This is a genomic window from Nitrosospira multiformis (assembly GCF_900110185.1).
GTDB classification, from domain to species: Bacteria; Pseudomonadota; Gammaproteobacteria; order Burkholderiales; family Nitrosomonadaceae; genus Nitrosospira; species Nitrosospira multiformis_A.
Genome location: NZ_FOCT01000001.1, coordinates 145,508 through 172,374, shown reverse-complemented (window position 1 = coordinate 172,374; position 26,867 = coordinate 145,508). Strand labels below are relative to the sequence as shown.

Sequence of the window (26,867 nt, the reverse complement as noted above, 5' to 3'; positions counted from 1 at the left end):
GAATGACGTCTCGGGCAAACCAGATCATTCCCAAGGAAGATTTGTCGACCTATCGCCGCTGGGAAATGGATGTCCTAGAGCAAGGCGCAGTGCTCGAAGGACCGGCTGACACTTCAGTTGATACCAAAGACGAGACAATGCCTGAGCAGATACAGGTTGCGTTGCCCACAGTCGAGGAAATCGAAAAAATTCATCAGGAGGCCCGCCAGGAAGGCTATGACGTAGGCTATGAAACCGGCCGGGAAGCTGGCATGAAAGCTGGTTACGATGCCGGGCGCGAGCGTGCCAGCTTTGAAGCCGGGCAATTGACGACTGCATTTGGCGGTCTCCAGGAAGCCTTGGCAAGTGCTGACCAGAAGATTTGCAATGCTCTACTTTCCCTTGCACTCGATGTCGCCAAAGAGATGGTGCGTGAGGCATTGCGGGTGAAACCGGAGCTTGTTTTCGCAGTCGTTCGCGAATGTATTCAGTCTGAGCCGGTACTCGGTCAGCCGGCACAGCTATTCTTGCACCCGGACGATGCTGCCCTGGTACGCACCCACCTGAATCAGGAGCTTGACCATTGCGTCATTAATCTCGACCCTCGCCTGGAGCGGGGAGGATGCCGGCTCAGGGTGGGGCCCAGCGATATCGATGCCACTGTATCGACCCGCTGGCGGCGCGTAACCCAGGCGCTGGGGCAACATAATGACTGGCTGGAGCGTCATTGATGGAAGCTTTATCCCATACTGACCGATGGCAAGGATTTCTCAAAAACTGCAGTGGGCTGGCCGAGGTGTCGCCGCCCTTCCAGATTTCCGGAAGTCTCACGCGTGTTACCGGGTTGATAATGGAAGCAACGGGCCTCAAGCTGGCGGTGGGCAGTGGATGCACCATACTGATGCCCAACGGTAACAGCATGGAGGCCGAGGTAGTGGGTTTTCATGGTGACAGGCTTTACCTGATGCCAGCCCATGGCATGTTCGGATTGGCTCCCGGTGCCAAGGTCGTGCCGTGGGATCGCACCGGCGTGCTTTCTAACCCGGGCAGCGCATCCCGCCGATGGCGCCGGGCGTCTGATCAGATCAGCCGATTTCCAGTGGGAGAAGCGCTACTGGGAAGGGTGGTGGATGGCACGGGACGTCCCTTGGATGGCCTTGGCCCGTTAGAAGTGGAACGTTCGGCTTCGCCCGCAGGTTCGCCCATCAACCCGCTCAATCGGGAACCGATCAGCGAGGTCCTTGATGTAGGGGTGCGCGCGATAAACGCCCTGCTTACAGTGGGGCGCGGTCAGCGCATGGGTCTTTTTGCAGGTTCCGGCGTGGGAAAGAGCGTCCTGCTCGGCATGATGGCGCGCTATACCAGCGCCGATATTATTGTCGTGGGATTGATCGGCGAGCGCGGAAGAGAGGTCAAGGATTTCATCGAGCAAATCCTGGGTGCTGAAGGATTGGCACGTTCGGTGGTAGTGGCAGCACCCGCAGATACCTGGCCCCTGATGAGATTGCAAGGTGCGTCCTATGCCACTTCTGTCGCTGAATACTTTCGGGACCAGGGAAAAAATGTTCTATTGATCATGGACTCACTCACCCGCTATGCAATGGCACAGCGTGAGATCGCGCTTGCGATCGGGGAGCCTCCCGCGACTAAAGGGTATCCGCCTTCCGTATTCGCCAAACTGCCGCAATTGGTGGAAAGGGCGGGGAATGGGGTCAAGGGCAGCGGTTCGATCACCGCTTTCTATACCGTGTTAGCCGAAGGGGACGATCAGCAGGACCCCATTGCGGATGCGGCAAGGGCGATTCTGGATGGCCACATCGTGCTTTCGCGGCAACTGGCGGAAAGCGGGCATTATCCTGCCATCGATATCGAAGCCTCCATCAGTCGCGCCATGACCAGTCTGATCTCGCCTGAATATTTTGAGCAGGTGCGTAATTTCAAGCAGCTTTTTTCACGCTACCAGCGTTCGCGCGACCTGATCAGCGTAGGAGCATATTCCCCGGGAAATGACAGGTTGCTGGACCGGGCGATTGCCTTGTATCCAAAACTCGAACATTTTCTTCAACAAACCATGGTGGAGCGCGCAGGGTATGAAGAGAGCATTCGAAGCCTGGAAGCTCTGCTGGCTTCAAACCCCAATTAATCTCAATTAGCTGTTGCCTGATCATGCCGAAAACTTCTGCGTTGGAAACCCTTATCGAACTGGCACAAACTCGTACGGATGATGCGGCGCGAAGATTGGGATTTTTGAACGCCCAAGGGCTGGACATGGAAGCCAAGCTGGTTTTGCTGACACAGTATTCGGACGAATACCGAGCCCGCTTTCGAGCTTCCATGCAGCAAGGCCTCACAGCGGCGGGATGGCGAAATTATCATGAATTCATCGACAAGCTCGACGCTGCGATTTCCCAGCAACAGGAAGCGCTGGAGCTCATGCGGCAGCGTGTCGCTGCCAGTGAGGCCGCGTGGCAATCGGAGCGGCGTGTTCTTAACTCTTATGACACTTTGGCGCAGCGTCACAGGCAGATCCAGCTGGTCCATCAGGCAAAGCGCGAGCAGCGGGAAACAGACGAGTGGGCGAACAGTGCGGCTATCCGCCCGGCTCGACATAGTTGAACCATACAAGATAATAAACTCCTGAAAAATCGAATTCCGAGAGCAGCCTATGCTATCTGTATCATCGAACACCGCTTTGCATCCCGCCAAGGATACTTTGGCCGAATCGAAAAGCGTTATTCAGAAATCGGATGCCTCCGATTTCCGCAAACTGCTTGCTGCCGAAGTGAGCGGTGATGATGAAGCATCGGATACAGGCGCTAGCGGCATACCCGGAAATCGGTCCCTGAAAGATTCTGAAGATACGGATGCTGAGGCAGAGGCTGAGGAAGATCGCAGGGGAAAAGAAGGGATTATGACCGTTGAAATGCTTGCCGACGGGTTTCAGCTTTCTCACTCTGCCACGGTCACGGCGATACCAGGTATCACAGATGCTTTACACCTTCCTGGTACCGGTCGAACCTTGGATACCGTAACCGGAATTGAAACTCGAATCCCTGCGGATATGCTGGTCCAGCAGCAGACCGATGCTGCATTCGGTCAAAGGAGTGCAAACGATCCCCATCGGTCTGCTGCCGGACGGATCACTTCAGTTGCGGCCTCGATAGGACACGAGGCGCGGGCTGGGGGAGACGCAAAGTCATCCGATCTCTCAGGACTGGCGCCGGAAGAGAACGTTATCAACGTAGCTCAGGCCATGGAGGCTGGAATGCGCCTGAGTTCTGCTATTGCGGGAGGCTCTCAGGAGGGACAGACGACTGTTCGAGTTGTTTCCTCCAGAATCGTATCTGCCCCCGCAGCAGGCGGGAAACTGCCACAAGATATGAAGTTCACAGGAGTCGCAGCGCACGAGATGTCTCATTCTGATTCGGCCTCCTCAGAGAGCAGGCTTGCGGGAATCTCCAACAGCATCGGCGATTTCCTGCCGGATGTTGCACATTTGCGTCCAGGCGCGGCCGCAGGAAGCGATACTTCTTCGCTCCCCACATTAACTGCACCCGTCGTGCCCCACGAACTCCTGACTCCGCTCCCATCTCCAGGACCTCTGATAGTCGAGCCAGGTAGAGTGCCCGGCACCGCAGATCTGCGCGATCCTTCTTTGCTCAGGCTGGGACCGCGCTTGGGCACAGGCAGTTGGGATAATGCCCTGGGTCAGAGAGTACTCTGGATGGTATCTCACCAACATCAGATCGCCGAACTCAATCTGAATCCCGCTGATCTGGGACCGCTGCAAGTCGTCCTGTCCGTAAACAGCGATCAGGCCAGCGCGGCATTCGTATCCCAGAACCCTGAGGTTCGGCAAGCACTCGAAGCGGCGCTGCCCCGGCTGAAGGAAATGATGGCAGAAAGCGGAATCAACCTGGGCAGTGCAACAGTCAGCGACCAGGGAGCCCGCCAGCAAGGAGATTTCGAAAGGCAAAATAGTGCAAGGTCTCATTATCGGCAGGAAGAAAGCCGGGCCGTCTCAGCAGGGACAAGCTTCGGAATGAGCCGCGGCACTGCTGATATTCGCGGACACCAGCTCGTGGATACTTTTGCATAATTTGGATGCGGTTGTGGCCAAGCCAGGTATAGAGAATTTCTATTTGTGACGCGTCGGAGACTGCAATCTCCAAATTTCGAGATAACCTGTTTTTTCCCGTTTGTTTCTCACATTGAAGGCGGGGCATCAGTTCAATAATGCCTCCTGCAAGCGTAAAACGGCTAACAGAGCACAAACATGGCAATCAGAGCAAATAAGCAAAGTAAAGATCCGAAGGAAGTGAAATTGGAGCAGAAATCCGGGAAAGGCAGGCTCGTTCTGATTATCGCGGCGTGCGCCCTATTACTGGGAGCAGGAGGCGGCGGTGCAGGATGGTATTTCAGCCAGGTCTACAATGGGACAGGCGCGCTGCCGAAGCCTAAACCTCCTGTGTTTCTCAATCTGGAAACCTTTACTGTCAACCTCCAGCCGGAACACAGCGAGCAGCATCTCCAAACCAATCTTATCTTGAAGGTCGAAGATGAAAGTGTGGTGGATTTAGTCAAATTGCATATGCCGGAAGTACGCAACCGCGTGCTGCTGTTGCTTTCGGGCAAGACAGCCACGCAGATTTCGAGTACCGAGGGAAAAAAGAAGCTCGCCTCTGAACTCACTGCGGAGATAAATCACCAGTTCAGCGAGGAGCGTGTGACAGGATCGGTTGAGAACGTGCTTTTTACTTCGTTCGTGATTCAGTAGCTCCATGAGAGAGGACTTCCTTTCGCGTGAGGAGGTGGATGCTCTTCTCAGGGGAGTGAGCAGTGGATCCACGACAATCGAACAGAGTACGGCTAATTCCGGTTTTCGCCCCTACAACCTGGCGACACAGGAGCGCATCGTACGGGGGCGCATGCCCACCCTCGAAATCATCAATGAGCGTTTTGCGCGCCTCATGCGCCTCGGGCTGTTCAATTTCATGCGTCGCAGCGCAAATGTCACTGCGGGACCGGTAAGGGTTATCAAATTCAGTGAATTCGTGCGAAACCTCGCTGCGCCAAGCAACCTGAATCTTGTGCATATAAAACCTTTGCGCGGCACCTCGCTGTTTGTATTCGACCCGACACTGGTATTTCTTGTGGTTGACAACCTGTTCGGCGGTGATGGGCGCTTTCTTCCCAAGACTGAAGGTCGCGACTTTACCCAGACGGAGCAGCGCATTATCCAGCGCTTGCTCAACCTGGTCTTCGACAGCTATGGCAAATCCTGGCATCCGGTTTATCCGATCGAATTTGAGTACCTGCGGGCAGAAACGAATACCCAGTTTGCCAATGTGGCGACACCGAATGAGGTCGTGGTGGCAACCACCTTCGAGGTCAATTTTGGTTCCGTGGTTGGGGAAATGCATATCTGTATGCCCTATTCCGTTCTCGAACCTATCCGCGATCTGCTGTCGAGCACCGTCCAAGGCGAGGCATTGGAGGTGGATAAACGCTGGGTCGGTCGCCTCTCAAAACAGGTACAGTCGGCTGAAGTGACATTACTGGCAAATCTGACGCATGCCCAGGTCAGGCTCGATCAGATCCTGAATATGAAGGTTGGGGACGTTATTCCCTTGGATATTCCGGAATTCGTTACTGCAAGCGTGGATGGAGTACCGGTCATGGAATGCAAATATGGAATTTCGAATGGCCGCTACGCTTTGCGTATGGAGAAAATGCTCGCTTCCGGGAGCAGTGAATGAGTGAAGCTGAACGCCGCGATCTGTCCAGGCGGCCCTTTGTGAATAAAACTGAGGAGATGAAAGTGTCTGTAACACCAGCCAATTCCGCAGCTCGAACGCCGGCGGACCAGGATGAGACAATTGCGGCCGGAGAAACTGGCTCGGGACAGATATTCGAGCAATTCCAGAATATCCAAAAGGTACAGGTCCAGAATGACATTGATCTGGTCATGGATATACCCGTTCAACTCACTGTGCAGTTGGGACGCACCAAAATCGCCATCAAGAACCTGTTGCAATTGGCGCAGGGTTCCGTGGTGGAGCTGGATGGGCTGGCAGGGGAACCAATGGATGTTCTGGTAAACGGTTATCTGATTGCTCAGGGCGAAGTTGTGGTAGTCAATGAGAAGTTTGGTATACGCCTCACCGATATCATCACGCCGAGTGAACGGATACGCAAATTAAACCGCTAATCGTGAAAAGAAAATATCAGAACCCGTTTTTGCCTCGAGCGGTGCTCCGTAATCCTCTTTTAGCGGCAGCGCTCTGGCATTTCGCCTCACCGGCCATGGCGGTTGGAGCGAGCGACAGCACAGTTACTTCCAGTGGCAGTCCCTTGCAGGTCATGCTCGGCTTGGGAGTGGTGCTCGCTGTGATCGCAGGTTGCGCGTGGCTGCTCAAGCGCATGGGTGGAGTATATAGGGGGCATGCAGGGGTGGTCCGGATAATCGGGGGATCGGCGGTGGGACAACGCGAGCGCGTCGTTGTGGTCGAAGTGGCCGAAACCTGGCTTGTCGTTGGTGTCGCACCCGGGCACGTAACGGTATTGCATAGCATGCCCAAAGGCGACATTGGCGCAAGCATGCTTCATGTCTCCGGGACGCCAGGGCATGTCGAAAAAAATTCCAATTTTTCAGGCTGGCTGAAGCGATTGACAGAAAAGTATGGTGAATAGCGTGTCAGATAAAAAATTCCGATCCAACATGCCTATTGCATATGGAGCCGTGCTCGCAGCCCTGCTGCTGGCCACGCCTGTGGTCGCGCTGGCACAGGCAAAGGGAGGATTTCCTGCCTTTAGCAGCGTGCCTGCACCCCGTGGTGGACAAACTTATTCATTGAGCCTGCAAACACTGCTGCTGCTGACATCGCTGACATTTCTGCCAGCGGTGCTCCTGATGATGACGGGTTTTACCCGCGTCATCATTGTCCTTTCGCTGCTGCGGCAGGCCCTTGGCACCCAATCCTCGCCACCCAACCAGGTGCTCGTCGGATTGGCGCTGTTCCTGACTTTTTTCGTCATGAGTCCGGTATTCGACAAGATTTATCAGGACGCATACCAACCTTATGTGGAAAACAGGATGACGATGGAGCAGGCATTGGAGAAGGGCGCCGTGCCGCTCAAAGCTTTCATGCTGAAGCAAACTCGGGAGACCGATCTTGCGCTGTTCGTCAAACTCTCGGGTAGGCCCCAGCTGAACGGGCCGGAAGAAGTATCCCTTCGGGTGCTCGTTCCGGCCTTTGTTACCAGTGAGTTGAAAACTGCATTTCAAATTGGCTTCGCAGTATTCATTCCTTTTCTGATCATTGACATGGTCGTGGCATCGGTGCTCATGTCGATGGGGATGATGATGGTATCACCGGCTCTCGTTGCATTGCCTTTCAAGATCATGCTCTTCGTGCTGGTAGACGGATGGCATATGCTGATCGGTTCGCTGGCAGAGAGTTTTTATTAAGGATGCAACATATTTATCCACCTGACGAGATGACGGAAAAGAACCATGACACCTGAAAGCGTAATGACACTCGGCCAGAAAGCAATGGAAGTTACCTTGATGGTTTCCGCTCCCTTGTTACTGGCCGCACTCGTCACCGGACTGCTGGTCAGCATCTTTCAGGCCGCCACCCAGATCAATGAGATGACTCTGTCTTTCATTCCCAAACTCGTGGTCCTGTTTGCCATGCTGGTGTTTGCAGGACCATGGATGCTTTCGGTGCTGCTCGACTATATGAGGCAGGTGCTGGAAGGAATTCCCGGAGTGATCGGATAGTTGTCAGGACTATCCGGAAAAAGACAGACAAGAGCGGCATCTTGCTTGTCACATCCCGCCCTCCAACGCTTCCTGGATCGGGGAGATAAAGCAGAATTTCATTATTGTTAAATGATCACGCTCAGCTCGGCCGATCTCAATGCGTGGCTCATTTCCTTTTTCTGGCCTGCCGCCCGTATTCTGGCGCTCCTTTCGGTAGCGCCGGTATTGGGAAATCTTGCAGTTCCTGTCAGGGTGAAGGTGGGATTGGGTATCCTCGTCGCGCTGGTCGTGGCGCCCACCCTCGAACCCATGCCAAAGATCGAGTTGGCCTCGGCTCCCGGCCTGCTGGTCCTTGGTCAGCAGATCATGATCGGCCTGGCAATGGGCTTTGCCATGCGCATAATCTTCAGTGCGATTGAATTGGCGGGAGAAATTGCAGGCTTGCAGATGGGCCTGGGGTTTGCTACCTTCTTTACGCCTCACAGCGATGGCAGCAGTCTTGTTCTGGGGCGTTTCCTGGGTCTGCTGGGAACGCTCGCATTTTTATCGTTCAACGGCCATCTGTTGATGCTGTCTGCCCTGATCGACAGCTTCAACGCCTTCCCGATCTCCACCGAGCCTTTTTCAAATATGGGATGGAAAAGACTGGCGGAGTGGGGGAGTATTATTTTTAGCGTCGGCTTGCAACTTGCGTTGCCGGTGGTCGCTGCATTATTGATTGTCAATCTCGCGCTGGGCATTCTGACTCGCGCGTCGCCCCAACTGAACGTCTTCGCGGTGGGTTTTCCGATTACCCTGATGGTTGGAATGGCAGCGCTCATACTGTCGCTTCCGCATTTTACTCCCGTGATCGAGCGATTGATCACTGAAGGATTGCAAACCATGCTCGAGGTGGGGCAAAACGCCCGTTGAGCTCAGCAGCTTACCTTACGACGAACGAAGGCAAGGCTGGCAAGACCTATACCGAGCAGGGCCAGGGAACCTGATTCCGGAAGCTCGTTGATTGCGACGATTGCGCCTTCACCGGAAGGGTTTGCAAGGTCGAGAAGTTCGAGGCCCGACTCCGCTCCCTTCTTGCTTTTCTGCAAACCGGATATATCTCCTGTAGCCTGGATAAAACCCCACCCTCTCGGGGGATCTTGGGAGAAAGAGATAAATTCTGTCCCGTATAGGCTTCCATCTCCCTTTGCATTTTGGAAGCGCCCTGTTCCGCCTGTTATCTCAAAGGAGGAATCCTTTAACGTGAATATGGATGGGAGGCTTGTAGGAATGAACCATCCAGAATAATCGGCAAAGATTTCGTCTCCACCGAAGAGGGTGAATGTCATCTTTCCTTCAAAGCCAAAGAAGCCATCTGCGGGAGTGATGCAGTCCTTGGCTGCGAGTGAAATCGCGCCGAAAGACGAAATCCCACTGCCTGTAATTGTTCCGCCGAAACATCCTCCTAGATCATCTTGAATGCCGAGCTGTTCTTGTATGGCCGCATTTACTGTGAAAAGTGCTGCCTCGGCGCCAGAAATGGGCGCGAGGGCTGCCACGCCTACAGTGATTGAAACGATCGAGCGCTTTATCAGCGTTATAGGGGGTGTTTTCAATTTAAGCTCCTTTTAATAATTATTGGCGCACCAATTATTCAAATCTCACCTCAAGGAAAGTCTAAAAAAGTTCGACGACCGCCAATCTATAGTGTGTGACTTTCCGCGTCAACCTCTCGGATTGAACTTTCCCCGGGTGCTGCTAAAGTTTGCTAAAGTTAAAAAACGGAAAGCAGAAACGAATCAATGACGTCTCCGCCAGAATCGGTGGGAACTCGTGCCAATTAGGGGAGGGGAAAATGCCCACGCTCGATCATGCCACTTTTATTAATCGCCTCAAGGGAAAGTCGATCAACACCAGCGCGTTGAGGCAGTCCTACCCGGATCTGAACCTGAGAGGATTGCCGGCAGACGGGACGATGGAAGGCACCCTTCCAAACCTCGAGAGGCTCTGGGAAATTATCGATAACTATGATCACGACGGGAACGTTAATACCATTTCCGATCCTCCCGCCGTGGCGATTGCCGAGTGGTTGTTTGCGGGAACAGGAGGCGCTGAGCCTGCGACGGGTGAGCCGATAAACTGGAAGATGCTTGCGGAACTGGGTGACAGGAGTATCACGAACAATAGCAACGCGCATAAAACTGCGATCGAGCGTACAGGTATCGGTTTGTACTACGGCGATCATTCCCAGTTCCATGACGACATTCTAAGGGGAGATCGCACAGCGCTGCGGACGCAAATTGATGCCATGAGCATGGGTAACTGGCGGATGGGATCGATTGAACCGGGATACGTCACGATAGAAAAACCTTCAGGAGAGGCGGCTCGTCTACGTGAAAGTTCGTGTATTGGATGGGTGATGGAGAATGTGCAGGCAGCCTATCAGGGGGCTGGCTATGGAGCGCGTTTTGCAGAAATAAACGCCCGAGTAAAGGAGGCGGACTTACGCGGTACTGTCCTTTGTGAAGAATTGCAAAAGGATGGCTGGACCGGCGTATTTTATAGCCCGCGGACAGCCGAAGATCTTTCTGCTGCGGATGAGCGTGAGAAACTCGGTGCACTGAATATGGCGAAGGCGGGAGCACGCATCTGGAAGTCACCGGTTTCGGGATCCACCGGCGTTCGCTGCGATGAAGTCGTTTCCGGTTATCGGGAGGTAACGCCGGACAGCAAAACCGAAGCGTTACTGGAAAAACTGGAAAATGCACCATTCTTCGTAGGAGTGGCGAATGGGGGTCTGCATACCTTCGTGGGACATAACGGGAGCGTATGTGATTTCCACTGGAAGGCGCAGCCGGATGACAGGGATGCGATGACCGAGAACCCTGTTCGGCAGTGGGTATGGGACACAGGGCTTTACATGATTCCACCCGGTTATTGGTAAGAAAACTCCAGGCGAAGCAGGTGAGAGAGTAGCCGGGTTGAGCGAGGCGGACCCTGACGAGAACGGGACGAGAGCTTGACAAGTTGCACTCACAGTGGATCTACCTCCCCATGAGGGTTGAGTTGGAATAATGGCAAAAAAAATCGAATTGTCGGGCTCGACTTCGCTCGACCCGATCTGCCGATTCATTTTACCGATTCAGCGGGAAATCTTTAAATGGAAAGTTTTTTGCCCCGTTTATCAGCTACACGGCGTTTTTTCAGCAAGCAGCCTTGCCATGCGTCCCAGCGCGCTCTCCAGGTTGGACATTGCGGTGGCAAAGGAGAGCCTGATGTAACCTTCGCTCCCAAAAGCGGAGCCTGGCACCACCGCGACACCCCCCTGTTCCAGCAGATATTCGCTAAAGGCGATATCGCTGCGATCCTTGATCATCCCATTACCGTGCAAACGTACGATTGCTTCCCGTGCATCGGCAAATGCGTAGAATGCTCCCTCGGACAGCAGGCAACGGATGCCGGCGATACCATTGAGGGCATCAGTCACGAAACGGTTCCGCTGCCGGAACGCTTCCACCATTGGTGTGATACAGGATTGATCGCCATTCAGCGCTGTTTCAGCCGCGACCTGGGAAATAGAGGCAGGGTTTGAAGTGCTCTGCGACTGGACATTCTCCATTGCGGTGATGATGTGAGCGGGACCTGCGCAATAACCGATCCGCCAGCCTGTCATGGCATATGCCTTCGAAACCCCGTTAAGTACCACCGTGCGGGGATACAGCGCTGGACATGCATTCAGAATATTGACGAACTTGCCCTCCGATAGCAGGATGTGCTCGTACATGTCATCCGTGGCAATCAGGATATGGGGATGTCTGAGTAGAACTTCTCCCAATGCCTTGAGTTCGTCCAGCGTGTAAACACCGCCAGAGGGGTTGCTGGGGCTGTTGATGACGAACATCCGGGTTTTCGGCGTAATGGCTTGCTCGAGCTGAGCCGCTGTAATTTTGAAACCCTGCTCGATACCCGCCTCGACAATGACCGGCTTGCCTTCGGCTATCAGGACGATGTCAGGATAAGAGACCCAGTAGGGCGCCGGGATGATGACCTCATCCCCAGGATTGATGACAGACAGTGTGAGATTGAAAAAGCTTTGCTTGCCTCCGCACGAAACCAGAATTTGTCCCGCAGTATAGTCGAAGCCATTTTCGCGCTTGAACTTGGCGATGATCGCATTCTTGAGGCGGGGTGTTCCACCGACAGCCGTATATTTCGTAAAACCGCGGTGAATCGCGGCAACCGCGGCATCCTTGATGTGCTGGGGGGTATCGAAATCGGGCTCGCCGGCGCCCAGTCCAATAATATCCTTGCCTTCCGCTTTCAGGCGTGCGGCTCGGGCAGTGACAGCCAGAGTAGGGGAGGGCTTGATGGCCTGAACGCGCTTTGAGAGTTCCACAATAATGTCCTTATGCTAATGGCACTTGTGCTGCGTGATAAAATCAGCCATCAAGTCGCGGGTGATGCTATATGCGGTGGTTGGAGGAGATGGACAAACGCCTGCCTTTTGATGAGGCCTGAGATTTGAAACATGATGAAGTGGAGCGGGGTAACCGGTTCTCTTTTGCAATCCCCGGATAGCTTCGTCTGACCGGCTGCCCCGCGCATACTTGCGAAAAATACGCACTCCACTTCTCCAGTTTGACGAGGAGTCAGGCGAAGCAGAAGCAATGCTGCAAGTCATGGAATTAACTGAAAAACAGTAGACAACGATGAATTTGGATTATACCCGTGATTATTACCTTTCCCAATAGCCCTTATAAGCTCAACCAGTTATTTCAGCCCGCGGGCGATCAGTGTTCAGCGATCGAAAAACTGGTGGAGGGAATAGAGGACGGGCTGGCATTCCAGACACTGCTGGGAGTGACGGGCTCCGGCAAGACCTTTACGATGGCCAATGTCATTGCGCGGCTGGGACGACCCGCGATTATCATGGCGCCAAACAAGACTCTGGCGGCGCAGTTGTATGCGGAAATGCGGGAGTTTTTCCCGGAAAATGCCGTCGAGTATTTTGTATCGTATTACGACTATTATCAGCCGGAAGCGTATGTCCCGTCGCGGGACCTTTTTATCGAGAAAGATTCCGCAATCAACGAGCATATCGAGCAGATGCGCCTGTCCGCTACCAAGGCGCTGCTCGAGCGGGATGACGCCATCATCGTCGCCACGGTGTCGTGCATCTATGGGATAGGCGATCCTGTGGATTATCACGGAATGATCCTCCATCTGCGGGAGCATGAAAAGATCACGCAAAGGCAGGCAATACAGCGTTTGACAGAAATGCAGTACGAGCGCAACGAATTCGAGTTCAGCCGGGGAACCTTCCGGGTGAGGGGAGATGTGCTCGACATCTTTCCCGCGGAAAGCTCGGAAACCGCCGTGCGTGTTTCCCTGTTTGATGACGAGGTGGAAAGCATGACATTGTTCGATCCTCTTACCGGTCGCACCTCGAGAAAGGTATCGCGTTATACCGTTTATCCTTCCAGCCATTACGTGACGCCAAGGAGCACCACCTTGCGCGCCATCGAGACAATCAAGACCGAGTTGAGGGAACGCATGGATTTTTTCCACCAGCACAACAAGCTGGTGGAGCTGCAGCGCATCGAACAGCGCACCCGTTTCGATCTGGAAATGCTCAACGAACTGGGTTTCTGCAAAGGCATCGAGAACTATTCGCGCCATTTGTCAGGAAAAAAACCGGGAGAGCCCCCGCCTACCTTGATGGATTACCTGCCGCCCCGAACGCTGATGGTGATCGATGAGAGCCACGTGACGGTTCCGCAAGTCGGAGGAATGTACAAGGGTGATCGAGCTCGCAAGGAAAATCTTGTCGATTATGGGTTTCGCCTGCCTTCAGCGCTGGATAACCGTCCTCTCCGGTTCGATGAATTCAGGAAAATCATGCCGCAAACGGTGTTTGTATCCGCGACGCCGGCGGAGTTCGAAAAGATACACAGCGGACAGGTTGTCGAGCAGGTGGTGCGGCCCACAGGTCTTGTAGACCCCCAGATCGAAGTTAGACCGGCCAGCACCCAGGTGGACGATCTGATGTCGGAAGTAAGACTGCGTACGGCAAAGGATGAGCGGGTGCTGGTAACGACGCTCACCAAACGCATGGCCGAGGATCTGACGGACTATTTTGCCGACCACGGCATCAGAGTGCGGTATCTGCATTCCGATATCGATACGGTGGAAAGGGTGGAGATTGTGCGTGACCTGAGACTGGGAAAATTCGATGTGCTGGTCGGCATCAATCTGTTGCGTGAGGGGCTGGATATGCCGGAGGTATCGCTGGTAGCCATACTGGATGCGGACAAGGAGGGCTTTCTTCGTTCAGAGCGTTCATTGATACAAACTATCGGTCGTGCAGCGCGTCACATCAATGGCACTGCACTTCTTTATGCGGACAGGATTACTGACTCCATGCGGCTTGCAATGGATGAGACCGAGCGGCGGCGCAACAAGCAGATCCTGTTCAATCAGGAGCATGGTATTACGCCGCGAAGCGTGCATAAGCGCGTCAAGGATCTGATTGACGGTGTTTACAGCATGGAAACCGCCCAGCAGCAGCTTAAGGCAGCTCAAACGCAGGCTCGGTACGAAGCCATGAGCGAGACGCAGCTGGCAAAAGAAATCAAGTCACTGGAAAAACAGATGCACGAGGCAGCAAAAAATCTCGAATTCGAGAAGGCGGCGGAATATCGGGATGAATTAAAAAAAATAAAAAACAAGCTCTTTGTGGGATTTGTGGAACCCGAGGATGAGAAAGGAACGGGCGCGGCGAAATCCCGGGGGAAGCTGCCAAGAGCGGTGAGATAGCGACAGATTAAAGCCGGGAAGCGTCAATAGGCTTTTTCTGCGCTAATTGATCACCGTGGCCGAGTTCGCAAAAATAATTTCCTTGAAGGTACGATTGTGAGTCTTGCTGTTGAAATTTTTCATGACGAGACTTTGATCAAAACGTACCCGGTCACCCACTTTAACCCGCATCGTTGGCGCCGCGATCCAGAAACGTTTCTCGGTATTCGCCAACTCCATATAGGTATAGCCCGGGGCATCCAGGGTGGAAAGGACCTTGCCTTCATTGGCTGGCATTCCTGTCGCTGCCCCGGCTGCCGAGGCGCCCGTGGTAGCCTCCGCAAGGGCGGGCAGGGGGCTGAAAGATAGGATGCCAATAAAAAAAGCTGTCGCAAGATAAGTTGTCTTCAAAACGACTCTCCTCAGTCTCAGTAAATAACGGCCTAATAGCCGCGCAATAATACACTCCAATCTCCCCGGTTCCAACGGGAAATTTTCCCCAAAAAGCGGGTGCAGGTTTTTCGGGTTTTCAGGAACGTGCTTCAGCGTGTCCCCGTCCAGGGATCTGTCGGCGCATCATCGCGAGGGCGGTTGCCCGTTGCAGGATCATTTCGGGGATCGAAAAGAAAAAGGGAGGGTGTCGAGCCATCCAGTACTGTGGGAGTGCCGGGAACGGGCCGCTGCATTACTGTAATTCCGGGCGCCACAGTATTTGAGGATAATGAATCTGCCATGTTCCGATCCTGCTGCCGCAATATGTTGCCGGCGCTCATTCCCCCATGATCGTATTTGGGGGCACAGATAGCAGCGCCTTCTACTATGCTTCGTCCCGCTTTCTGCTCCGAAGCCTCGCAGGAAAGCCTTTGATATTCAGGCATATATTCCGAGGCTTCCTTGTGGCGGCCTGCTTTCATCAATTCTCTTACATGAAGTTGCGCATCGCGGAATTTACTTTGAGGGTCGGGTTGTTGAAATGTCAACTGCACATCCTCCGCGAGAGCACTTGTAATCCACACCATGGAGATAGTCACAACGATGAGTCGCATATCAGCTCCTTTCAGTGAATGGAATTTTTGAGGGGTAACGGAATTTCTGAGGGATTATAGAATGATGATTTCAGAAAAAAAACCCGCCGCAACTTAAGTATTTACTTTCCCATTTATCACGCCGATCACGCTGCCGCGCTTCTTTCTCTTTCTTTTACAGGTTTCTTCTACAGGCGTGCCACGAGCAGAGCATCTGGGCGGAAGTATGAGATGAGGGATATCAGGAAGGACTGGAAAGTGAAGGATACAAAAAAGAGACCCGGTAAGGAGTAGTTGGCCTTTACCGGGTCAGTGGCATCCACTACAAGAGGGAGAAAAAAGCGGATGCCTGAGTGTTATTTTCCCTTAGTCTGACTATGGTTTCTGTGCGCAGGCGCACATAAATGAATTTTCTTGCTCTGTGATTCGATTATCCGGTGTACGGTTTTGATGCTTCGATGCCGCAGAATATTGAACTCCCAATAAGGCTGACCGGCTTGTACATCGCGATCATTTCCATTTTCTTAATTTGCATATAATGTATATTATGTTAAATTCAATGCATGGTTGGAAAACTGAATGATGCATTGACGAACATGCCCGCATCAAGCCAGCAGCCACAATCCCCCACCATGATATTTTCCCCATCTTATCCATCAAGCCATCCCCAAATCACTCAAAATCTGCGCGGAATACAACCTGGTTTCCAACGGCTCTAGTTTCTCTCCGCGCAACCACTTGGCCAGGTTCCCTTCACCCCAGTTATAGGCTTTAAGCGCGAGTTCCCACGTGCCAAATTTCTTATACAGCCTGGCCAGAAACTGTCCCGCGTAATCGATGGCTTCCGCCGGGTTAAGCGGGTCTACGCCAGGATGCCAGCGCGTCATGATTTGCATTATTCCCATTGCCCCCGCACTCGATACTGTGCGCCCGGAAACAATGTCCTCCCGAAAACGCGACTCCTGCCACGCCAGACGCGCCAGCATGCCGGATGGTATTCCGTAACGCTTTTCCGCTGCTTCAAGAAGTGGCTTATACTTGCCGCCGCGTCCGTTTAAATCATCGACCCAATTTTCCATACATACCCAGAAATTGTCAGCAGCCCCTCGTCAGCAGTATCAAAGCGGCGATTGGAACCAGCCATGGATAGACCGCAATGCGCAAATCCGAAGTGATCTCGGGAAGCGGATAGTGGAAATATTTGTACTCTTCCCGTCCGAAACCGTGCCAAGCCATCACGACACGGCTGTCAAAAACTTCATCCTTCGAGTAAAGAACGGTCAGTGCATTGCACTCCGACATAAGGAGAGTTTCGATGACTGCAGACCGCTGCGCATCCAGGTCGTTCCCTATCCGGTCCCAATCGAGTTCATGCACACGGCAGGCAATATTCTTGTCCGGTATGGTTTTCCATACTTTCCGTGCCCGGGTGTTCATGCCCACGTCTCCTCGCCTGCTTCCTTTTCCTTTTCCAGAAGAGAACGCTTGCGCTCCACTCCCCAGCGGTAACCTGCCAAGCCACCGTCGTTGCGCACTACCCGATGGCAAGGGATGGCCACTGCGAGCCGATTGGCCGCGCAGGCCTGTGCCACTGCTCGGACTGACCGGGGCGAGCCGATGCGTCTTGCAATATCGGTGTAGCTGACCGTCTGCCCCACGGGAATTTCGCACAAGGCCTGCCACACCCGCTGCTGAAACGAAGTGCCGCGCACATCAAGTGGCAGATCCAGGCCGATACCCGGCGCCTCGATAAAGCCGACAACCTGCGCCACCAATTGTTCAAAATCCGCATCGCCCCCGATCAGGTCGGCACGAGGAAAATTGTCCTGCAGCTCGCGCACCAGCTTTTCCGCATCCTCTCCCAGGAGAATCGCGCAGATGCCACGGTCGCTTTGCGCAACAAGGATTGATCCCAGGGAGCACTCCCCGATGGCAAAGCGAATTTTCGTATCGATGCCGCCAGCACGATAGCGGGTCGGTGTCATACCCAGGATCTTGTTCGACTTTTCATAGAAACGGCTATTGGAACCGTATCCCGCATCAAAAATGGCATCTGTCACTGAACCGCCGTGTCCCAGTTCATCGCGCACCTTTTTCTCGCGTTGCACAACGGCATATTGTCTCGGCGTCAACCCGGTCACCTGTTTGAACACGCGATGAAAGTGATAAGTGCTCATGCCCGCTTGCCTGGCAAGGACGTCGAGGGTTGGAATATTCTCCATTCCCTCGATGATGCGGCAGGCCTGGGTGACCCTGGTCGTATGTTGCTCGGCCAACGTGGGCCGGTCCGGCTGGCAGCGCTTGCAGGGTCTTAAACCGGCCTGCTCGGCTTCTTCGCGCGTCTCGTAAAAACTGACATTCTCCGGCCGTGCTGGACGAGCTGCGCAGGAAGGACGGCAATAAACACCAGTGGTCCGTACGCCGTAATAAAACTTGCCGTCCGCTTCAGCGCTGCGCGCCTTGACGATCGCCCAACGCGGGTCATTGAGGGTTGCATCGGCAAACTGTATTTTTTTTACTGATGTATTCGAACTCATGATCGCATTCGCTTATGTGTTGATAACGACCGTCAATTTACCAACGCCGCAAGCCCGCCGCACTCCGGGTCTTGCTTTCGAATTCGATGATTTAATTATCCTGCTTTTTAGTACAGGTTGAACAAGCAGGCTTGTTACCTGTCTTAATTAAGGTGGCAGGTAGAGGCAGGTAGAATATCTGAGTCATCCCATTCTGCACAATGACCTAATGAAACGTCAGAGCAGTTTGCCGACATGAAGTACTGGGCGGGTTACGATCCTCCCGTGGCGCGCACGAACTGCTCCGCAATACTTGTCAGATCGATCGAACCCGTCAAAGAACTGTTGATCAAGGGCATCCGATACGATGGCTCGACCTTCCGTCCAAGCGACTGGGCTGAACGATTATGCGGCGTCGCGGCGCTACTGGACTCAGGGGCCCCAGCGCCAATCCGTGCACATCACGCCGCGCGCCCGGGTTTCCATTGTTCTTCCCACATGCGCCCCGCCATCATTTGCGGAGTCATTTGCGTAATCGTCGACCTCCGTCTACGCGAGCTGAGAAGCGAGCCTGGGATTTCGTCACGGGCTTCGCGCACGATAACAATCTCATCATGCTCGAATATTGTCAATTTGTCGGGGGCGGCTTGGTTTAGGGCGCAATGGAACGTAAACCTGGCTAAAACCTGGCTAAAACCTGGCTAAAACCTGGCTAAAACCTGGCCAAGGCACCTTGGACACCCTGGCACCGCGCAGGAGATGCCACGCGGTGGCGGGATGGACGTTGGACGGAAGGTTATTCCTTCTTTATTTCTGTTTCCGCCAGGATTGGCCATTTGGCAAACGCAAGAATCCATAGAAGAATCAGGATGCCTCCAGGAATCAAGGCAATCCAGGATAATGCCGGTTTGAACCCTGCTCTTCCGAAGATTCTCCAAAATGGAACGACGAAAAAGAGTGTGGATATTATCAACCATTGCAAAACTGCAAATTCACTCATCTTACCTCCCAATACTCAATATGACTCTTGCGGCTTCAACCACAAGAACCCTTTCATTATTTTTCAATTTTACCTGTCACTATATCTGATGGCGGTTTTTCAAAAAACCTTGTTTCCGCTGCCTGTCACCCCTATGTAGCATAAGGTCTTATGTTTTACCTATCATCGATATCTGGTTTCCCTTGCATATTTTCCGCGATAATTGTGGTTTCAGTCACAACAAATGAGATCGAGTCTGTTCATGCATCTTTCGATAATCATTCCCGCTTTTAACGAAGAGCTTCTGATTGAAGCGTGTCTTGAATCTGTTCATGCATCGCTCGCGGCGAATGCAAAGCATGGCCTTACCTCAGAAATAATTGTAGTCGACAACAATTCCACGGATAACACGGCTGAGCTTGCGAGGCAGGCCGGTGCACAGGTCGTTTTCGAGCCGGTTAACCAGATCGGCCGGGCGCGAAATGCCGGAGCTGCCGTGGCAACAGGAGACTGGCTATTATTTGTGGATGCCGACAGTATTTTGAACCCCGCCTTACTTGCCGATATTCTGCGGTTGATAGAGGAAGGCCGAATTGTAGGTTGCGGGAGCGCCATTAAAATGCAGGACCTGCCGTGGTGGGCCAGTGGGGTATTGCAACTTTGGACTGCAACATCCGTCCTCTTTCGCTGGGCGGCCGGCGCACTTGTCGTCAGCCGCGCCGATGCATTCCAGGATGTTGGCGGCTTCGACCAGGAACTTTATGCCGCTGATGAAATAACTCTGAGCGAAAAGCTGAAAAAATGGGGGCGGACGCGCGGTCTGCAATTCCCGATCCTGACGAAACATCCTCTGGAATCCTCGCCGCGGAAAGTGCAGCTCTACTCCGCGGGAGAGATTTTTGGCCAGATTGCGCGAGTCATGCTGAGCCCTCGTCGCTCTCTGCAAGACAAAAAACACCTGTCAGTCTGGTACGATGGACGGCGCTGACTTGTCACGGGCAATAACACCAACTGCGTGAGCCAGGCGTGTTAAGTTGAACAGTCATGGACAAACGAGGAGAGATTTATGAAGATTGAACCCCGGAAGGAACATCAGTGGTTGCAGAAACTCGTGGGTGAATGGACCTTTGAGGTGGAGGCAATGATGGGCCCCGACAAGCCACCGGAGAAATTCAGCGGCTCGGAAAGCGTGCGCTCGATAGGCGATGTCTGGATACAGTGCGAAGGCCACGGTGACATGTGCGAGAGCGATACGGGTACTGCGACAACTCTGATGACTCTCGGTTACGACCCGCAAAAAAAGCAATATGTGGGAACATGGATCGGATCGATGATGACTCATCTGTGGATCTACCAAGGATCACTCGATCAAGAGGAAAAGATCCTGACGCTGAATACGGAAGGTCCAAGCTTTTCGGCTGAAGGGGAACTGGGGAAATTCAGGGATGTGATCGAGATCAAAAGCGATGATCACAGGGTGTTGACTTCGCATATGCTGGGTGACGACGGTACCTGGCATCAATTCATGACGGCAAACTATCGGCGGAAACAGCAGGAATAGCGTGCGTCAACCCCTGGCTGGGCGAGACACGTGGTTGAGGATTATTGAATAACCTCTCGTTACCGGACTGGACCGAAGTCCTGCTTGCTGTTCTCGCCCTCGATCTTGTTATTTATTTCCAGCATGTCCTGTTCCCTGCCGTTACATGCACCGCGGGTATCACTCCTGGTATCCCAACGAAACAAACTCGAACTTCGGATTCAATCTTCCCTGGCGGGATCGGTTACCTGGCACCTATAAGGCTCGGCCGCCGGACAACCATGAGGAGATGACTATCGGCATCAACCTGTTCCGCAAAGTAGTGTAGGAGCGATTTGACCGCATGCTGATTCAGCTCTTTGTAGGTTCGCCGATAGTTATCCTATCAATGTGCGTGAGACGAAGGATAAGGGGATGGGAAATATGTCACTTACGATAGATATCTCGAAAATGACTGAAGAGAGGAATTGATTTCTATCATGTATAAATAAAGTATTAGAAGATTTATCTAATAAATGACATTAAATATAAATTTGCTTTCTGGCTGCTGAAACTGACGAATGTCGAACGAACATCCTGTTCTTGAACAAGCTGCCCCGGAAATTTATCGCGCTGTAATTCTCGGTGCTGGCGTTTCGGGCCTCTGCATGGGCAGGGCTTTCCGTAAAGCCGGTATAACCTCATTTCTCATTATCGAGAAATCTGAAGGAATTGGAGGCACGTGGTGGGACAATACCTATCCCGGAGCAGAGTGTGATGTCCGTTCTCACCTTTATTCATACTCCTTCGACCTCAACCCCGAATGGTCTCAGGCCTATGCTCCCCAACCTGAAATCCGTGAATATCTGGTGCGATTTGCCACGAAGTTCGATCTCCTGCCTCATATCAGGCTCAATGCCACGCTGACGAGTGCACGCTTTGATGCTGAACAGGGGTTATGGCTGTTACGGCTTGAAAACGGGGAGCAACTGAAGGCAAGCTTCTTCATCTGCAGCGCAGGACCGCTGAGCGAGCCCCACTATCCCGATATCCGGGGCATGGATACCTATGAAGGGGGTCTTTTTCATTCTGCGCGGTGGGATCATGATTACCCTCTCAATGGAAAACGGGTGGCGGTCATCGGCACAGCAGCGAGCGCAGTACAAATTGTTCCCCTTATTGCTCCCCTTGCTGCAAACCTTTACGTCTGCCAGCGCTCCCCCAACTGGATCATCCCCAGGCTGAACCATGTTTATGCGTCATGGGAGAAAGCCCTGTTTCGGTTAAAGCCAGTTGCGAAAACCAACCGCTTTCTGCTCTATTGGCTTCATGAAATGAACCGTCTTTCCTTTAATCCCGGCGGTTTCATGGCAAGGATCGGGCGTGGACTTGCAGAATGGCATCTCAGGCGGCAGGTGGCCAATCCGCGCCTGCGGAAAGCGTTGCGCCCCAGCTATCCCTTTGGCTGCAAGCGCGTTTTGCTTTCCAACGCCTACTACCCTACCCTCATGCGCTCCAACGTAGAGCTGATCGATACTCCTATCGACCGAATCGATCGCAGTGGTATCGTCACCCGAGATGGGCAGAAACGTGAAGTGGATGTGATTATTTGTGCAACCGGCTTCAATGTAAAACACATGCTGTCGGTAGAGATACGGGGTTTGCAGGGCTATCGCCTGAATGAGGCGTGGGCGGATGAGCCCAAGGCTTATCAGGGAGTCACAGTGGCTAGCTTCCCCAACCTTTTCATACTCCTGGGGCCTAACACGGGGCAAGGACACACCTCCGCGATCCTTTTTATAGAAGCCCAGGTGAACTATGCGCTGAAGTGCATCCAGGAGGTTGCCAGGCAGCGGAAGCGCTTTCTTTCAGTGAAACCGGAAGCCATGAATCGGTATAACGAGGAATTACAAAAGACGTTATCGACATCGGTATGGGCTGCAGGATGCCGGAGCTGGTACAAGACAGAATCCGGGAAAATCATCGGAATTTATCCGGGATTCTCTTTTCAGTACGCAAAGCAGCTTCGAGAACCTCGATTCGAGGATTATGCCATTTGCTGAGCCTGGCGACTAACAGCAGCCAAGCCACACCATTTGGGAGTAGTGCAGTCTTTTCTATCATCATGCCCCCTTAACACACAGAACAGCTTTTAGTGTGTGAACAACATCAATAAGATCTGTCTGGTTCGCCATGATCTCATCAATGTCTTTATAGGAAGCGGGAATCTCATCCAGCACTGCGCTATCCTTCCGGCACTCTACACCTTCAGTCTGCTTGATCAGATCATTAACAGTAAAAATCTTCTTTGCGGCTGTGCGTGACATCCTCCTGCCTGCGCCATGAGAACAGGAGCAGTAAGACTCTTGGCTGCCCTTGCCTCTCACAATGTAGCTACGTTGTCCCATTGAGCCAGGTATTATCCCCAAGTCTCCTTCTCCGGCGCGTATCGCCCCTTTCCGGGTTACCCAGTAATTGCGTCCGAAGTGCTTTTCTTTCTCAACATAGTTATGGTGGCAATTGACCGCTTCATGTGTGATTATGAACTCAATTGGTATGTGGCGGCGCATGGCTGCAATTACAGTATCCATCATTATCCGTCGGTTCTCTAACGCATAATTCTGCGCCCAATTAACTGCCCCTACATATTCGTTGAAATACTCAGAATCATCAGGAAGATAAGCCAGGTCCTTATCAGGCAGGCTGATAAAGAACTTCTCCATTTCGCGCTTCGCCTTCTCGATGTAGTAACTTCCGATCATATTCCCTATGCCGCGCGATCCAGAGTGGAGCATGATCCATACATCTTGATTCTCATCAAGACATATCTCTATGAAGTGGTTGCCGGAGCCGAGGGTGCCAATTTGGGAATGAGCTTTCTCAATCAGTTTCGATGGAGTCTCGTTCATTTTCGCCAGCACATGCGCGCCCTCCTCAACATTAAATGTTGCTTCAGGAAGCCTATTGCTGCGGTGCGCACCACCCGCTCCCAGGGGAACATCGCGCTCGATCTGACGGCGAATAGCAAGCAATGAATCAGGAAGATCAGAAGCCTTCAGCGAGAGCCGCACAGCGTTCATACCACAGCCAATATCCACACCCACAGCTGCTGGAATAATTGCCTTATCTGTCGCTATTACGCTGCCTACTGTGCTGCCTTTGCCTGAATGTACATCTGGCATTAGCGCAACGCCATGACTTGCTATGAACGGCAATCCGGCTAAATTTTTTGCTTGCTGTAATGCTTCATCTTCTATGTTGTCAGTCCATAGCTTAATCGGCTTACGCCCTTCCTCTTGCAATACACTCTTCATTTATTCCTACCTCATTTAGGACAAAATGTTGTATAGCAGATATATAGCAATCAGGTGTCAAAACAGCCGTTTTTGACTAATTCTGTCGTTTATAAGTTCATGTTATTGTTGAGTTCACATGCAGGCTACGCACTGTGAACCCGTTGACGCCTTGCTTGTTTCAGAGGTGGAATACCGGGATATTTTCGCTCGTGGGATTTGGTCGACCCCCTTGAGGAGTGTCCCCACGACTCCCTCAGGAAAGAGATGACGCTCAGCCGCATTGGCTCGTCCTGCTGCATCTTATATGACTGATGCGTGCGCTGTCAGTTGCAGTTATTCTGAGCCCAAAACGGGGTCACATGAGCCCGCCTGTTTTCAATTGCGAGCCGTTATATAGAGGTAAAGCAATTAACCCCCGCGGCCCTACCACAGATCCCCGAGCACCCTGTTGAGCATGAAAAGCACTACTGCCAGTCCCAGCAAACCCAGCAGCTTGCCGCTTTCCTCCATCCTGTCTGCGATCAAGCCCGAAACCTCGCTGGATTTGCGGAAGAAATACAACGCAACCGCAATGCCGACCACCATTGCTGCATACAATATTTCCACATAGCCGATCTGAAAATACCATTCACTTTTGTCCACGCGCGGCATTTCCTTTCCTGTTTGTCTTGCTTCCCGATTGGCAGGGGGAGTGCTTCTCCTGCCTGTCCTCTCAAAAGACTCCTACCGATGGATGTCCGGCAGGTTCCGCCTTCTAGGCGGGGACGACATGGAGCAGCCGCAGCAGCTCTTCCGCCGCCAGCCGCGAAGAGGCGGGATTCTGGCCGGTTATCAGCTTGTCGTCGACCTTGACGTAGGGCGTCCAGTTGTCCGCTTTGCTGTAAATGGCGCCACGCTCCCTCAATTGGTCTTCCAGCAGGAACGGAACAACCGGGGTCAAGCCGACTGCTTCTTCCTCGGCATTTGAAAAACCGGTCACGCGCATCCCTTTGACCAGATACTCCCCGTCTTTTCCACGCACGTTGACCAGTGCGGCGGGAGCATGACACACTGCGGCAATCGGTTTATCGGATTCTATGAAATCCTCGAGCAGTGAAATGGATATCCGGTTTTCCGGCATATCCCACATCGGCCCATGCCCTCCGGGATAAAAGACCGCATCGTAATCGGCTGCCGAGATATAGGTCAGTTCTTTCGTATGCGCAAGCTCAGCCTGCGCGGCGCCGTCTGTCCGAAAGCGGCGCGTCAGGTGAGTCTGATTTTCCGGGAGATCGCTTTTGGGATCGATCGGTGGCATATTGCCTTTCGGCGATGCCAGCGTGATTTCCGCTCCCGCGTCCTTGAATGCATAATAGGGAGCGACGAATTCTTCCAGCCAGAAGCCGGTCTTCTTTCCAGTGTCGCCAAGTTGATCATGGGATGTCAGAACGATGAGAATTTTCATGTTCGTCTCCTTTGTGGAAAAACATCGAAACGCCAACGGAAAATTGGAACAGTTAACCTATAGCAGGTATTGGCATCGCTTTCAAACTCGACAGTCGACCAACGATGCTCGCAATTGAAATACAACATCCGGGAGGGCCGGAAGTGCTGAGGCCTGCATTCCATCCGGTTCCCAAGCCTGGCCCTGGTGAAATCCTGATCAAAGTGGCAGCAGCCGGGGTAAATCGGCCCGATATCCTGCAGCGGCGGGGGCTTTACCCTCCCCCTCCGGGCGCCTCGGAAATCCCGGGCCTCGAAGTCGCGGGGGAAATCGTGGAATCAGGCGAAGGCACAATACGATTCAGGCCGGGCGAAAAGGTTTGCGCGCTTGTAGCGGGGGGGGGTTATGCTGAATACTGCGTCGTGCACGAAAGCAATGCCCTGCCGATACCATCAGGTTTTGACATGATCGAGGCAGCGGCATTGCCGGAAACCTTTTTTACCGTTTGGACCAACCTGTTCCAGCGTGGCAAGCTCAAATCGGGCGAGATTGTACTCATTCATGGTGGCACTTCGGGCATCGGCACCACTGCCACAATGCTGGCCAAGGCTTTCGGGGCTCTTGTCCTGGCAACAGCAGGCTCGGAGGAAAAATGCCGGGCATGCGTTGCTCTAGGCGCTGATTTTGCCATCAATTACCGCATGCAGGATTTCGTCGAGGAAGTCCGGAAGTTTACGGATGGCAAAGGAGTCGATGTCATTCTCGATATTGTCGCCGGGGACTACGTGGCGAGAAACTACAAAGCGGCTGCGCTCAATGGACGTATTCTCCAGGTCGGTATCCAGAATGGGCCTGCCATGGAACTGAACCTGATGCCCATGCTGGCAAAAAGGCTGACCCACACCGGTTCGACCCTGCGATCTCGCACGGTGGCTGAAAAGGCTCAGATTGCGCAGGAACTGGAGCAGCAGGTCTGGCCGTTATTGCATCAGGGAAAAATAAAACCCCAAATATTCAAAATGTTCCGACTGGAGGAAGCTGCCGAGGCACATACATTGATGGAATCAGGCACCCATATCGGAAAAATCGTCTTGACGACAGGAGCAACTCTCTCCGCTTGATCTCACAGGTGACTGAAGAATGCCGGGGAACTTGACCACTTATCGTGCAACCCATCAACGTAAGTGACAGGTATTTTCGAAAGCATCTCATCAGTAACATCCGTGAGGCAACCCAGATTGACGCCATACATCTTGCCGATAGGTGTTTCATTTCCCACACCGAAGCAGCGAACACCGCAGTGCTTGCAGAAATAGTGATGGTTTTTCCGGGTGTTGAAAGCATACTGTGTCAGTTCAGACTCACCCGTCAGTAAACGAAAGTTTTCCGGCTTGGCTATGGCCGGCCAGAAGCGGGTACGCCGGCATATGGAGCAGTTGCATCGAAATGAGCTCTGGGTAAGGTCCAGATCGGCCTCGAATGTTACAGCTCCACAATGACAGCTACCCCGATACGTCTCCAGCATCAGAAATTCTCCATAGTGCTGCTTTATTTCCTGTCTTCCTGACCGCCTGTATTTACCGGCCTT

The 26,867-nt window shown here is 53.0% G+C and carries 29 protein-coding genes; 18 read left to right on the top strand and 11 right to left on the bottom strand.

The window, feature by feature from the left end; all coding sequences use genetic code 11:
• The first annotated feature begins 2 nt into the window (after positions 1-2).
• From BMY01_RS00790 to fliR, 11 genes are all read left to right on the top strand, one after another.
• On the top strand, positions 3-710 hold the full coding sequence (locus tag BMY01_RS00790) for a flagellar assembly protein FliH (protein WP_074743950.1): 708 nt from the start codon (positions 3-5) through the stop codon (positions 708-710).
• Positions 710-2,122 carry a flagellar protein export ATPase FliI gene (fliI, locus tag BMY01_RS00785; RefSeq protein ID WP_074743699.1) on the top strand — a complete coding sequence of 471 codons (1,413 nt, stop codon included), beginning with the start codon at positions 710-712 and terminating at the stop codon, positions 2,120-2,122. Before BMY01_RS00790 ends, fliI begins: the two co-directional genes overlap by 1 nt.
• A 23-nt stretch (positions 2,123-2,145) precedes the next feature.
• The gene (gene fliJ / locus BMY01_RS00780) at positions 2,146-2,595 is read left to right on the top strand and encodes a flagellar export protein FliJ (protein WP_074743698.1); all 450 of its coding nucleotides are present in this window, start codon (positions 2,146-2,148) and stop codon (positions 2,593-2,595) included.
• Between the two features lie 97 nt (positions 2,596-2,692).
• Positions 2,693-4,078 carry a flagellar hook-length control protein FliK gene (locus BMY01_RS00775; RefSeq protein WP_175463181.1) on the top strand — a complete coding sequence of 462 codons (1,386 nt, stop codon included), beginning with the start codon at positions 2,693-2,695 and terminating at the stop codon, positions 4,076-4,078.
• Positions 4,079-4,297: 219 nt separating this feature from the next.
• Complete coding sequence (gene fliL / locus BMY01_RS00770; protein WP_254772561.1) at positions 4,298-4,756, top strand: flagellar basal body-associated protein FliL; 459 nt, start codon at positions 4,298-4,300, stop codon at positions 4,754-4,756.
• 4 nt (positions 4,757-4,760) lie between these two features.
• Complete coding sequence (fliM, locus tag BMY01_RS00765) at positions 4,761-5,738, top strand: flagellar motor switch protein FliM (protein WP_074743695.1); 978 nt, start codon at positions 4,761-4,763, stop codon at positions 5,736-5,738.
• The gene (fliN, locus tag BMY01_RS00760) at positions 5,735-6,190 is read left to right on the top strand and encodes a flagellar motor switch protein FliN (RefSeq protein WP_139176623.1); all 456 of its coding nucleotides are present in this window, start codon (positions 5,735-5,737) and stop codon (positions 6,188-6,190) included. The genes fliM and fliN overlap by 4 nt, the downstream gene beginning before the upstream one ends.
• Before the next feature lie 2 nt (positions 6,191-6,192).
• Positions 6,193-6,672: a flagellar biosynthetic protein FliO gene (gene fliO / locus BMY01_RS00755; RefSeq protein WP_074743694.1), complete on the top strand. Its 480-nt coding sequence runs from the start codon at positions 6,193-6,195 to the stop codon at positions 6,670-6,672.
• 28 nt (positions 6,673-6,700) lie between these two features.
• On the top strand, positions 6,701-7,450 hold the full coding sequence (gene fliP, locus BMY01_RS00750; RefSeq protein ID WP_074743947.1) for a flagellar type III secretion system pore protein FliP: 750 nt from the start codon (positions 6,701-6,703) through the stop codon (positions 7,448-7,450).
• Between the two features lie 45 nt (positions 7,451-7,495).
• A complete protein-coding gene (gene fliQ / locus BMY01_RS00745; protein WP_074707210.1) occupies positions 7,496-7,765 on the top strand; it encodes a flagellar biosynthesis protein FliQ in 270 nt (89 codons plus the stop codon).
• A gap of 111 nt (positions 7,766-7,876) precedes the next feature.
• Positions 7,877-8,659, top strand: a complete 783-nt coding sequence (gene fliR, locus BMY01_RS00740) for a flagellar biosynthetic protein FliR (RefSeq protein WP_074743693.1) — start codon at positions 7,877-7,879, stop codon at positions 8,657-8,659.
• A gap of 2 nt (positions 8,660-8,661) precedes the next feature.
• Here fliR and BMY01_RS00735 read toward each other — a convergent pair whose 3' ends face one another.
• Positions 8,662-9,285 carry a PEP-CTERM sorting domain-containing protein gene (locus tag BMY01_RS00735; RefSeq protein WP_139176621.1) on the bottom strand — a complete coding sequence of 208 codons (624 nt, stop codon included), beginning with the start codon at positions 9,283-9,285 and terminating at the stop codon, positions 8,662-8,664.
• Between the two features lie 296 nt (positions 9,286-9,581).
• Here BMY01_RS00735 and BMY01_RS00730 point away from each other — a divergent pair, with 296 nt between their 5' ends.
• Positions 9,582-10,670, top strand: coding sequence for a hypothetical protein (locus tag BMY01_RS00730; protein WP_074743691.1), 1,089 nt, complete (start codon positions 9,582-9,584; stop codon positions 10,668-10,670).
• Positions 10,671-10,910: 240 nt separating this feature from the next.
• Here BMY01_RS00730 and BMY01_RS00725 read toward each other — a convergent pair whose 3' ends face one another.
• Positions 10,911-12,122, bottom strand: coding sequence for a pyridoxal phosphate-dependent aminotransferase (locus tag BMY01_RS00725; protein ID WP_074743690.1), 1,212 nt, complete (start codon positions 12,120-12,122; stop codon positions 10,911-10,913).
• A gap of 332 nt (positions 12,123-12,454) precedes the next feature.
• Between BMY01_RS00725 and uvrB the strand changes: the two genes are divergently transcribed.
• Positions 12,455-14,542, top strand: coding sequence for an excinuclease ABC subunit UvrB (gene uvrB / locus BMY01_RS00720; RefSeq protein WP_074743689.1), 2,088 nt, complete (start codon positions 12,455-12,457; stop codon positions 14,540-14,542).
• Positions 14,543-14,584: 42 nt separating this feature from the next.
• Here the strand turns inward: uvrB and BMY01_RS00715 are convergent, their stop codons facing one another.
• From BMY01_RS00715 to ada, 5 genes are all read right to left on the bottom strand, one after another.
• A complete protein-coding gene (locus BMY01_RS00715) occupies positions 14,585-14,932 on the bottom strand; it encodes a cupredoxin domain-containing protein (RefSeq protein WP_074743688.1) in 348 nt (115 codons plus the stop codon).
• A 131-nt stretch (positions 14,933-15,063) separates the two neighbouring features.
• Positions 15,064-15,567, bottom strand: coding sequence for a hypothetical protein (locus BMY01_RS00710; RefSeq protein ID WP_074743687.1), 504 nt, complete (start codon positions 15,565-15,567; stop codon positions 15,064-15,066).
• 635 nt (positions 15,568-16,202) lie between these two features.
• Entirely contained in the window at positions 16,203-16,625 is a 423-nt protein-coding gene (locus BMY01_RS00705) for a lytic transglycosylase domain-containing protein (protein ID WP_074743686.1), read from the bottom strand.
• Positions 16,626-16,641: 16 nt separating this feature from the next.
• Positions 16,642-16,983, bottom strand: a complete 342-nt coding sequence (locus BMY01_RS00700; protein ID WP_074743685.1) for a hypothetical protein — start codon at positions 16,981-16,983, stop codon at positions 16,642-16,644.
• Positions 16,980-18,083 (bottom strand): bifunctional DNA-binding transcriptional regulator/O6-methylguanine-DNA methyltransferase Ada, encoded by a 1,104-nt coding sequence (ada, locus tag BMY01_RS00695; protein ID WP_074743684.1) that lies wholly within the window; start codon positions 18,081-18,083, stop codon positions 16,980-16,982. Before ada ends, BMY01_RS00700 begins: the two co-directional genes overlap by 4 nt.
• Positions 18,084-18,317: 234 nt before the next feature.
• Between ada and BMY01_RS00690 the strand changes: the two genes are divergently transcribed.
• The 4 genes from BMY01_RS00690 to BMY01_RS00670 all read left to right on the top strand — a co-directional run bounded on the left by BMY01_RS00690 (position 18,318) and on the right by BMY01_RS00670 (position 22,623).
• Entirely contained in the window at positions 18,318-18,767 is a 450-nt protein-coding gene (locus tag BMY01_RS00690; protein ID WP_217638594.1) for a DUF3579 domain-containing protein, read from the top strand.
• A gap of 536 nt (positions 18,768-19,303) precedes the next feature.
• Positions 19,304-20,029 (top strand): glycosyltransferase, encoded by a 726-nt coding sequence (locus BMY01_RS00680; protein ID WP_175463179.1) that lies wholly within the window; start codon positions 19,304-19,306, stop codon positions 20,027-20,029.
• A gap of 78 nt (positions 20,030-20,107) precedes the next feature.
• The gene (locus BMY01_RS00675; RefSeq protein WP_074743681.1) at positions 20,108-20,602 is read left to right on the top strand and encodes a DUF1579 domain-containing protein; all 495 of its coding nucleotides are present in this window, start codon (positions 20,108-20,110) and stop codon (positions 20,600-20,602) included.
• Between the two features lie 539 nt (positions 20,603-21,141).
• Positions 21,142-22,623: a flavin-containing monooxygenase gene (locus BMY01_RS00670; protein ID WP_074743680.1), complete on the top strand. Its 1,482-nt coding sequence runs from the start codon at positions 21,142-21,144 to the stop codon at positions 22,621-22,623.
• A 60-nt stretch (positions 22,624-22,683) separates the two neighbouring features.
• Here BMY01_RS00670 and BMY01_RS00665 read toward each other — a convergent pair whose 3' ends face one another.
• From BMY01_RS00665 to BMY01_RS00655, 3 genes are all read right to left on the bottom strand, one after another.
• A complete protein-coding gene (locus BMY01_RS00665) occupies positions 22,684-23,874 on the bottom strand; it encodes an RtcB family protein (protein WP_074743679.1) in 1,191 nt (396 codons plus the stop codon).
• Positions 23,875-24,279: 405 nt separating this feature from the next.
• Entirely contained in the window at positions 24,280-24,507 is a 228-nt protein-coding gene (locus tag BMY01_RS00660) for a hypothetical protein (protein WP_254772545.1), read from the bottom strand.
• Positions 24,508-24,610: 103 nt separating this feature from the next.
• Entirely contained in the window at positions 24,611-25,300 is a 690-nt protein-coding gene (locus BMY01_RS00655; protein WP_074743678.1) for a type 1 glutamine amidotransferase domain-containing protein, read from the bottom strand.
• A gap of 104 nt (positions 25,301-25,404) precedes the next feature.
• On the opposite strand from BMY01_RS00655, the gene BMY01_RS00650 reads away from it, so the two are divergent.
• Positions 25,405-26,400 carry an NAD(P)H-quinone oxidoreductase gene (locus BMY01_RS00650; RefSeq protein ID WP_074743677.1) on the top strand — a complete coding sequence of 332 codons (996 nt, stop codon included), beginning with the start codon at positions 25,405-25,407 and terminating at the stop codon, positions 26,398-26,400.
• Positions 26,401-26,402: 2 nt separating this feature from the next.
• Here the strand turns inward: BMY01_RS00650 and BMY01_RS00645 are convergent, their stop codons facing one another.
• Positions 26,403-26,804 carry a GFA family protein gene (locus BMY01_RS00645; RefSeq protein ID WP_074743676.1) on the bottom strand — a complete coding sequence of 134 codons (402 nt, stop codon included), beginning with the start codon at positions 26,802-26,804 and terminating at the stop codon, positions 26,403-26,405.
• Between the last annotated feature and the right edge of the window lie 63 nt (positions 26,805-26,867).

Excerpts from the sequence above, each read along its gene's own strand:
- BMY01_RS00675 (WP_074743681.1), top strand. The coding sequence starts at position 20,108 with ATGAAGATTGAACCCCGGAAGGAACATCAGTGGTTGCAGAAACTCGTG.
- BMY01_RS00790 (WP_074743950.1), top strand. The coding sequence starts at position 3 with ATGACGTCTCGGGCAAACCAGATCATTCCCAAGGAAGATTTGTCGACC.
- fliM (WP_074743695.1), top strand. The coding sequence starts at position 4,761 with ATGAGAGAGGACTTCCTTTCGCGTGAGGAGGTGGATGCTCTTCTCAGG.
- BMY01_RS00660 (WP_254772545.1), bottom strand. The coding sequence starts at position 24,507 with ATGCCGCGCGTGGACAAAAGTGAATGGTATTTTCAGATCGGCTATGTG.
- fliR (WP_074743693.1), top strand. The coding sequence starts at position 7,877 with ATGATCACGCTCAGCTCGGCCGATCTCAATGCGTGGCTCATTTCCTTT.
- BMY01_RS00645 (WP_074743676.1), bottom strand. The coding sequence starts at position 26,804 with ATGCTGGAGACGTATCGGGGTAGCTGTCATTGTGGAGCTGTAACATTC.
- BMY01_RS00665 (WP_074743679.1), bottom strand. The coding sequence starts at position 23,874 with ATGAAGAGTGTATTGCAAGAGGAAGGGCGTAAGCCGATTAAGCTATGG.
- fliP (WP_074743947.1), top strand. The coding sequence starts at position 6,701 with ATGCCTATTGCATATGGAGCCGTGCTCGCAGCCCTGCTGCTGGCCACG.
- ada (WP_074743684.1), bottom strand. The coding sequence starts at position 18,083 with ATGAGTTCGAATACATCAGTAAAAAAAATACAGTTTGCCGATGCAACC.
- fliI (WP_074743699.1), top strand. The coding sequence starts at position 710 with ATGGAAGCTTTATCCCATACTGACCGATGGCAAGGATTTCTCAAAAAC.
- fliJ (WP_074743698.1), top strand. The coding sequence starts at position 2,146 with ATGCCGAAAACTTCTGCGTTGGAAACCCTTATCGAACTGGCACAAACT.
- BMY01_RS00705 (WP_074743686.1), bottom strand. The coding sequence starts at position 16,625 with ATGGAAAATTGGGTCGATGATTTAAACGGACGCGGCGGCAAGTATAAG.
- BMY01_RS00650 (WP_074743677.1), top strand. The coding sequence starts at position 25,405 with ATGCTCGCAATTGAAATACAACATCCGGGAGGGCCGGAAGTGCTGAGG.
- BMY01_RS00690 (WP_217638594.1), top strand. The coding sequence starts at position 18,318 with ATGAAGTACTGGGCGGGTTACGATCCTCCCGTGGCGCGCACGAACTGC.
- BMY01_RS00700 (WP_074743685.1), bottom strand. The coding sequence starts at position 16,983 with ATGAACACCCGGGCACGGAAAGTATGGAAAACCATACCGGACAAGAAT.
- BMY01_RS00730 (WP_074743691.1), top strand. The coding sequence starts at position 9,582 with ATGCCCACGCTCGATCATGCCACTTTTATTAATCGCCTCAAGGGAAAG.
- fliN (WP_139176623.1), top strand. The coding sequence starts at position 5,735 with ATGAGTGAAGCTGAACGCCGCGATCTGTCCAGGCGGCCCTTTGTGAAT.
- BMY01_RS00680 (WP_175463179.1), top strand. The coding sequence starts at position 19,304 with ATGCATCTTTCGATAATCATTCCCGCTTTTAACGAAGAGCTTCTGATT.
- BMY01_RS00710 (WP_074743687.1), bottom strand. The coding sequence starts at position 15,567 with ATGCGACTCATCGTTGTGACTATCTCCATGGTGTGGATTACAAGTGCT.
- fliQ (WP_074707210.1), top strand. The coding sequence starts at position 7,496 with ATGACACCTGAAAGCGTAATGACACTCGGCCAGAAAGCAATGGAAGTT.
- BMY01_RS00670 (WP_074743680.1), top strand. The coding sequence starts at position 21,142 with ATGTCGAACGAACATCCTGTTCTTGAACAAGCTGCCCCGGAAATTTAT.
- BMY01_RS00655 (WP_074743678.1), bottom strand. The coding sequence starts at position 25,300 with ATGAAAATTCTCATCGTTCTGACATCCCATGATCAACTTGGCGACACT.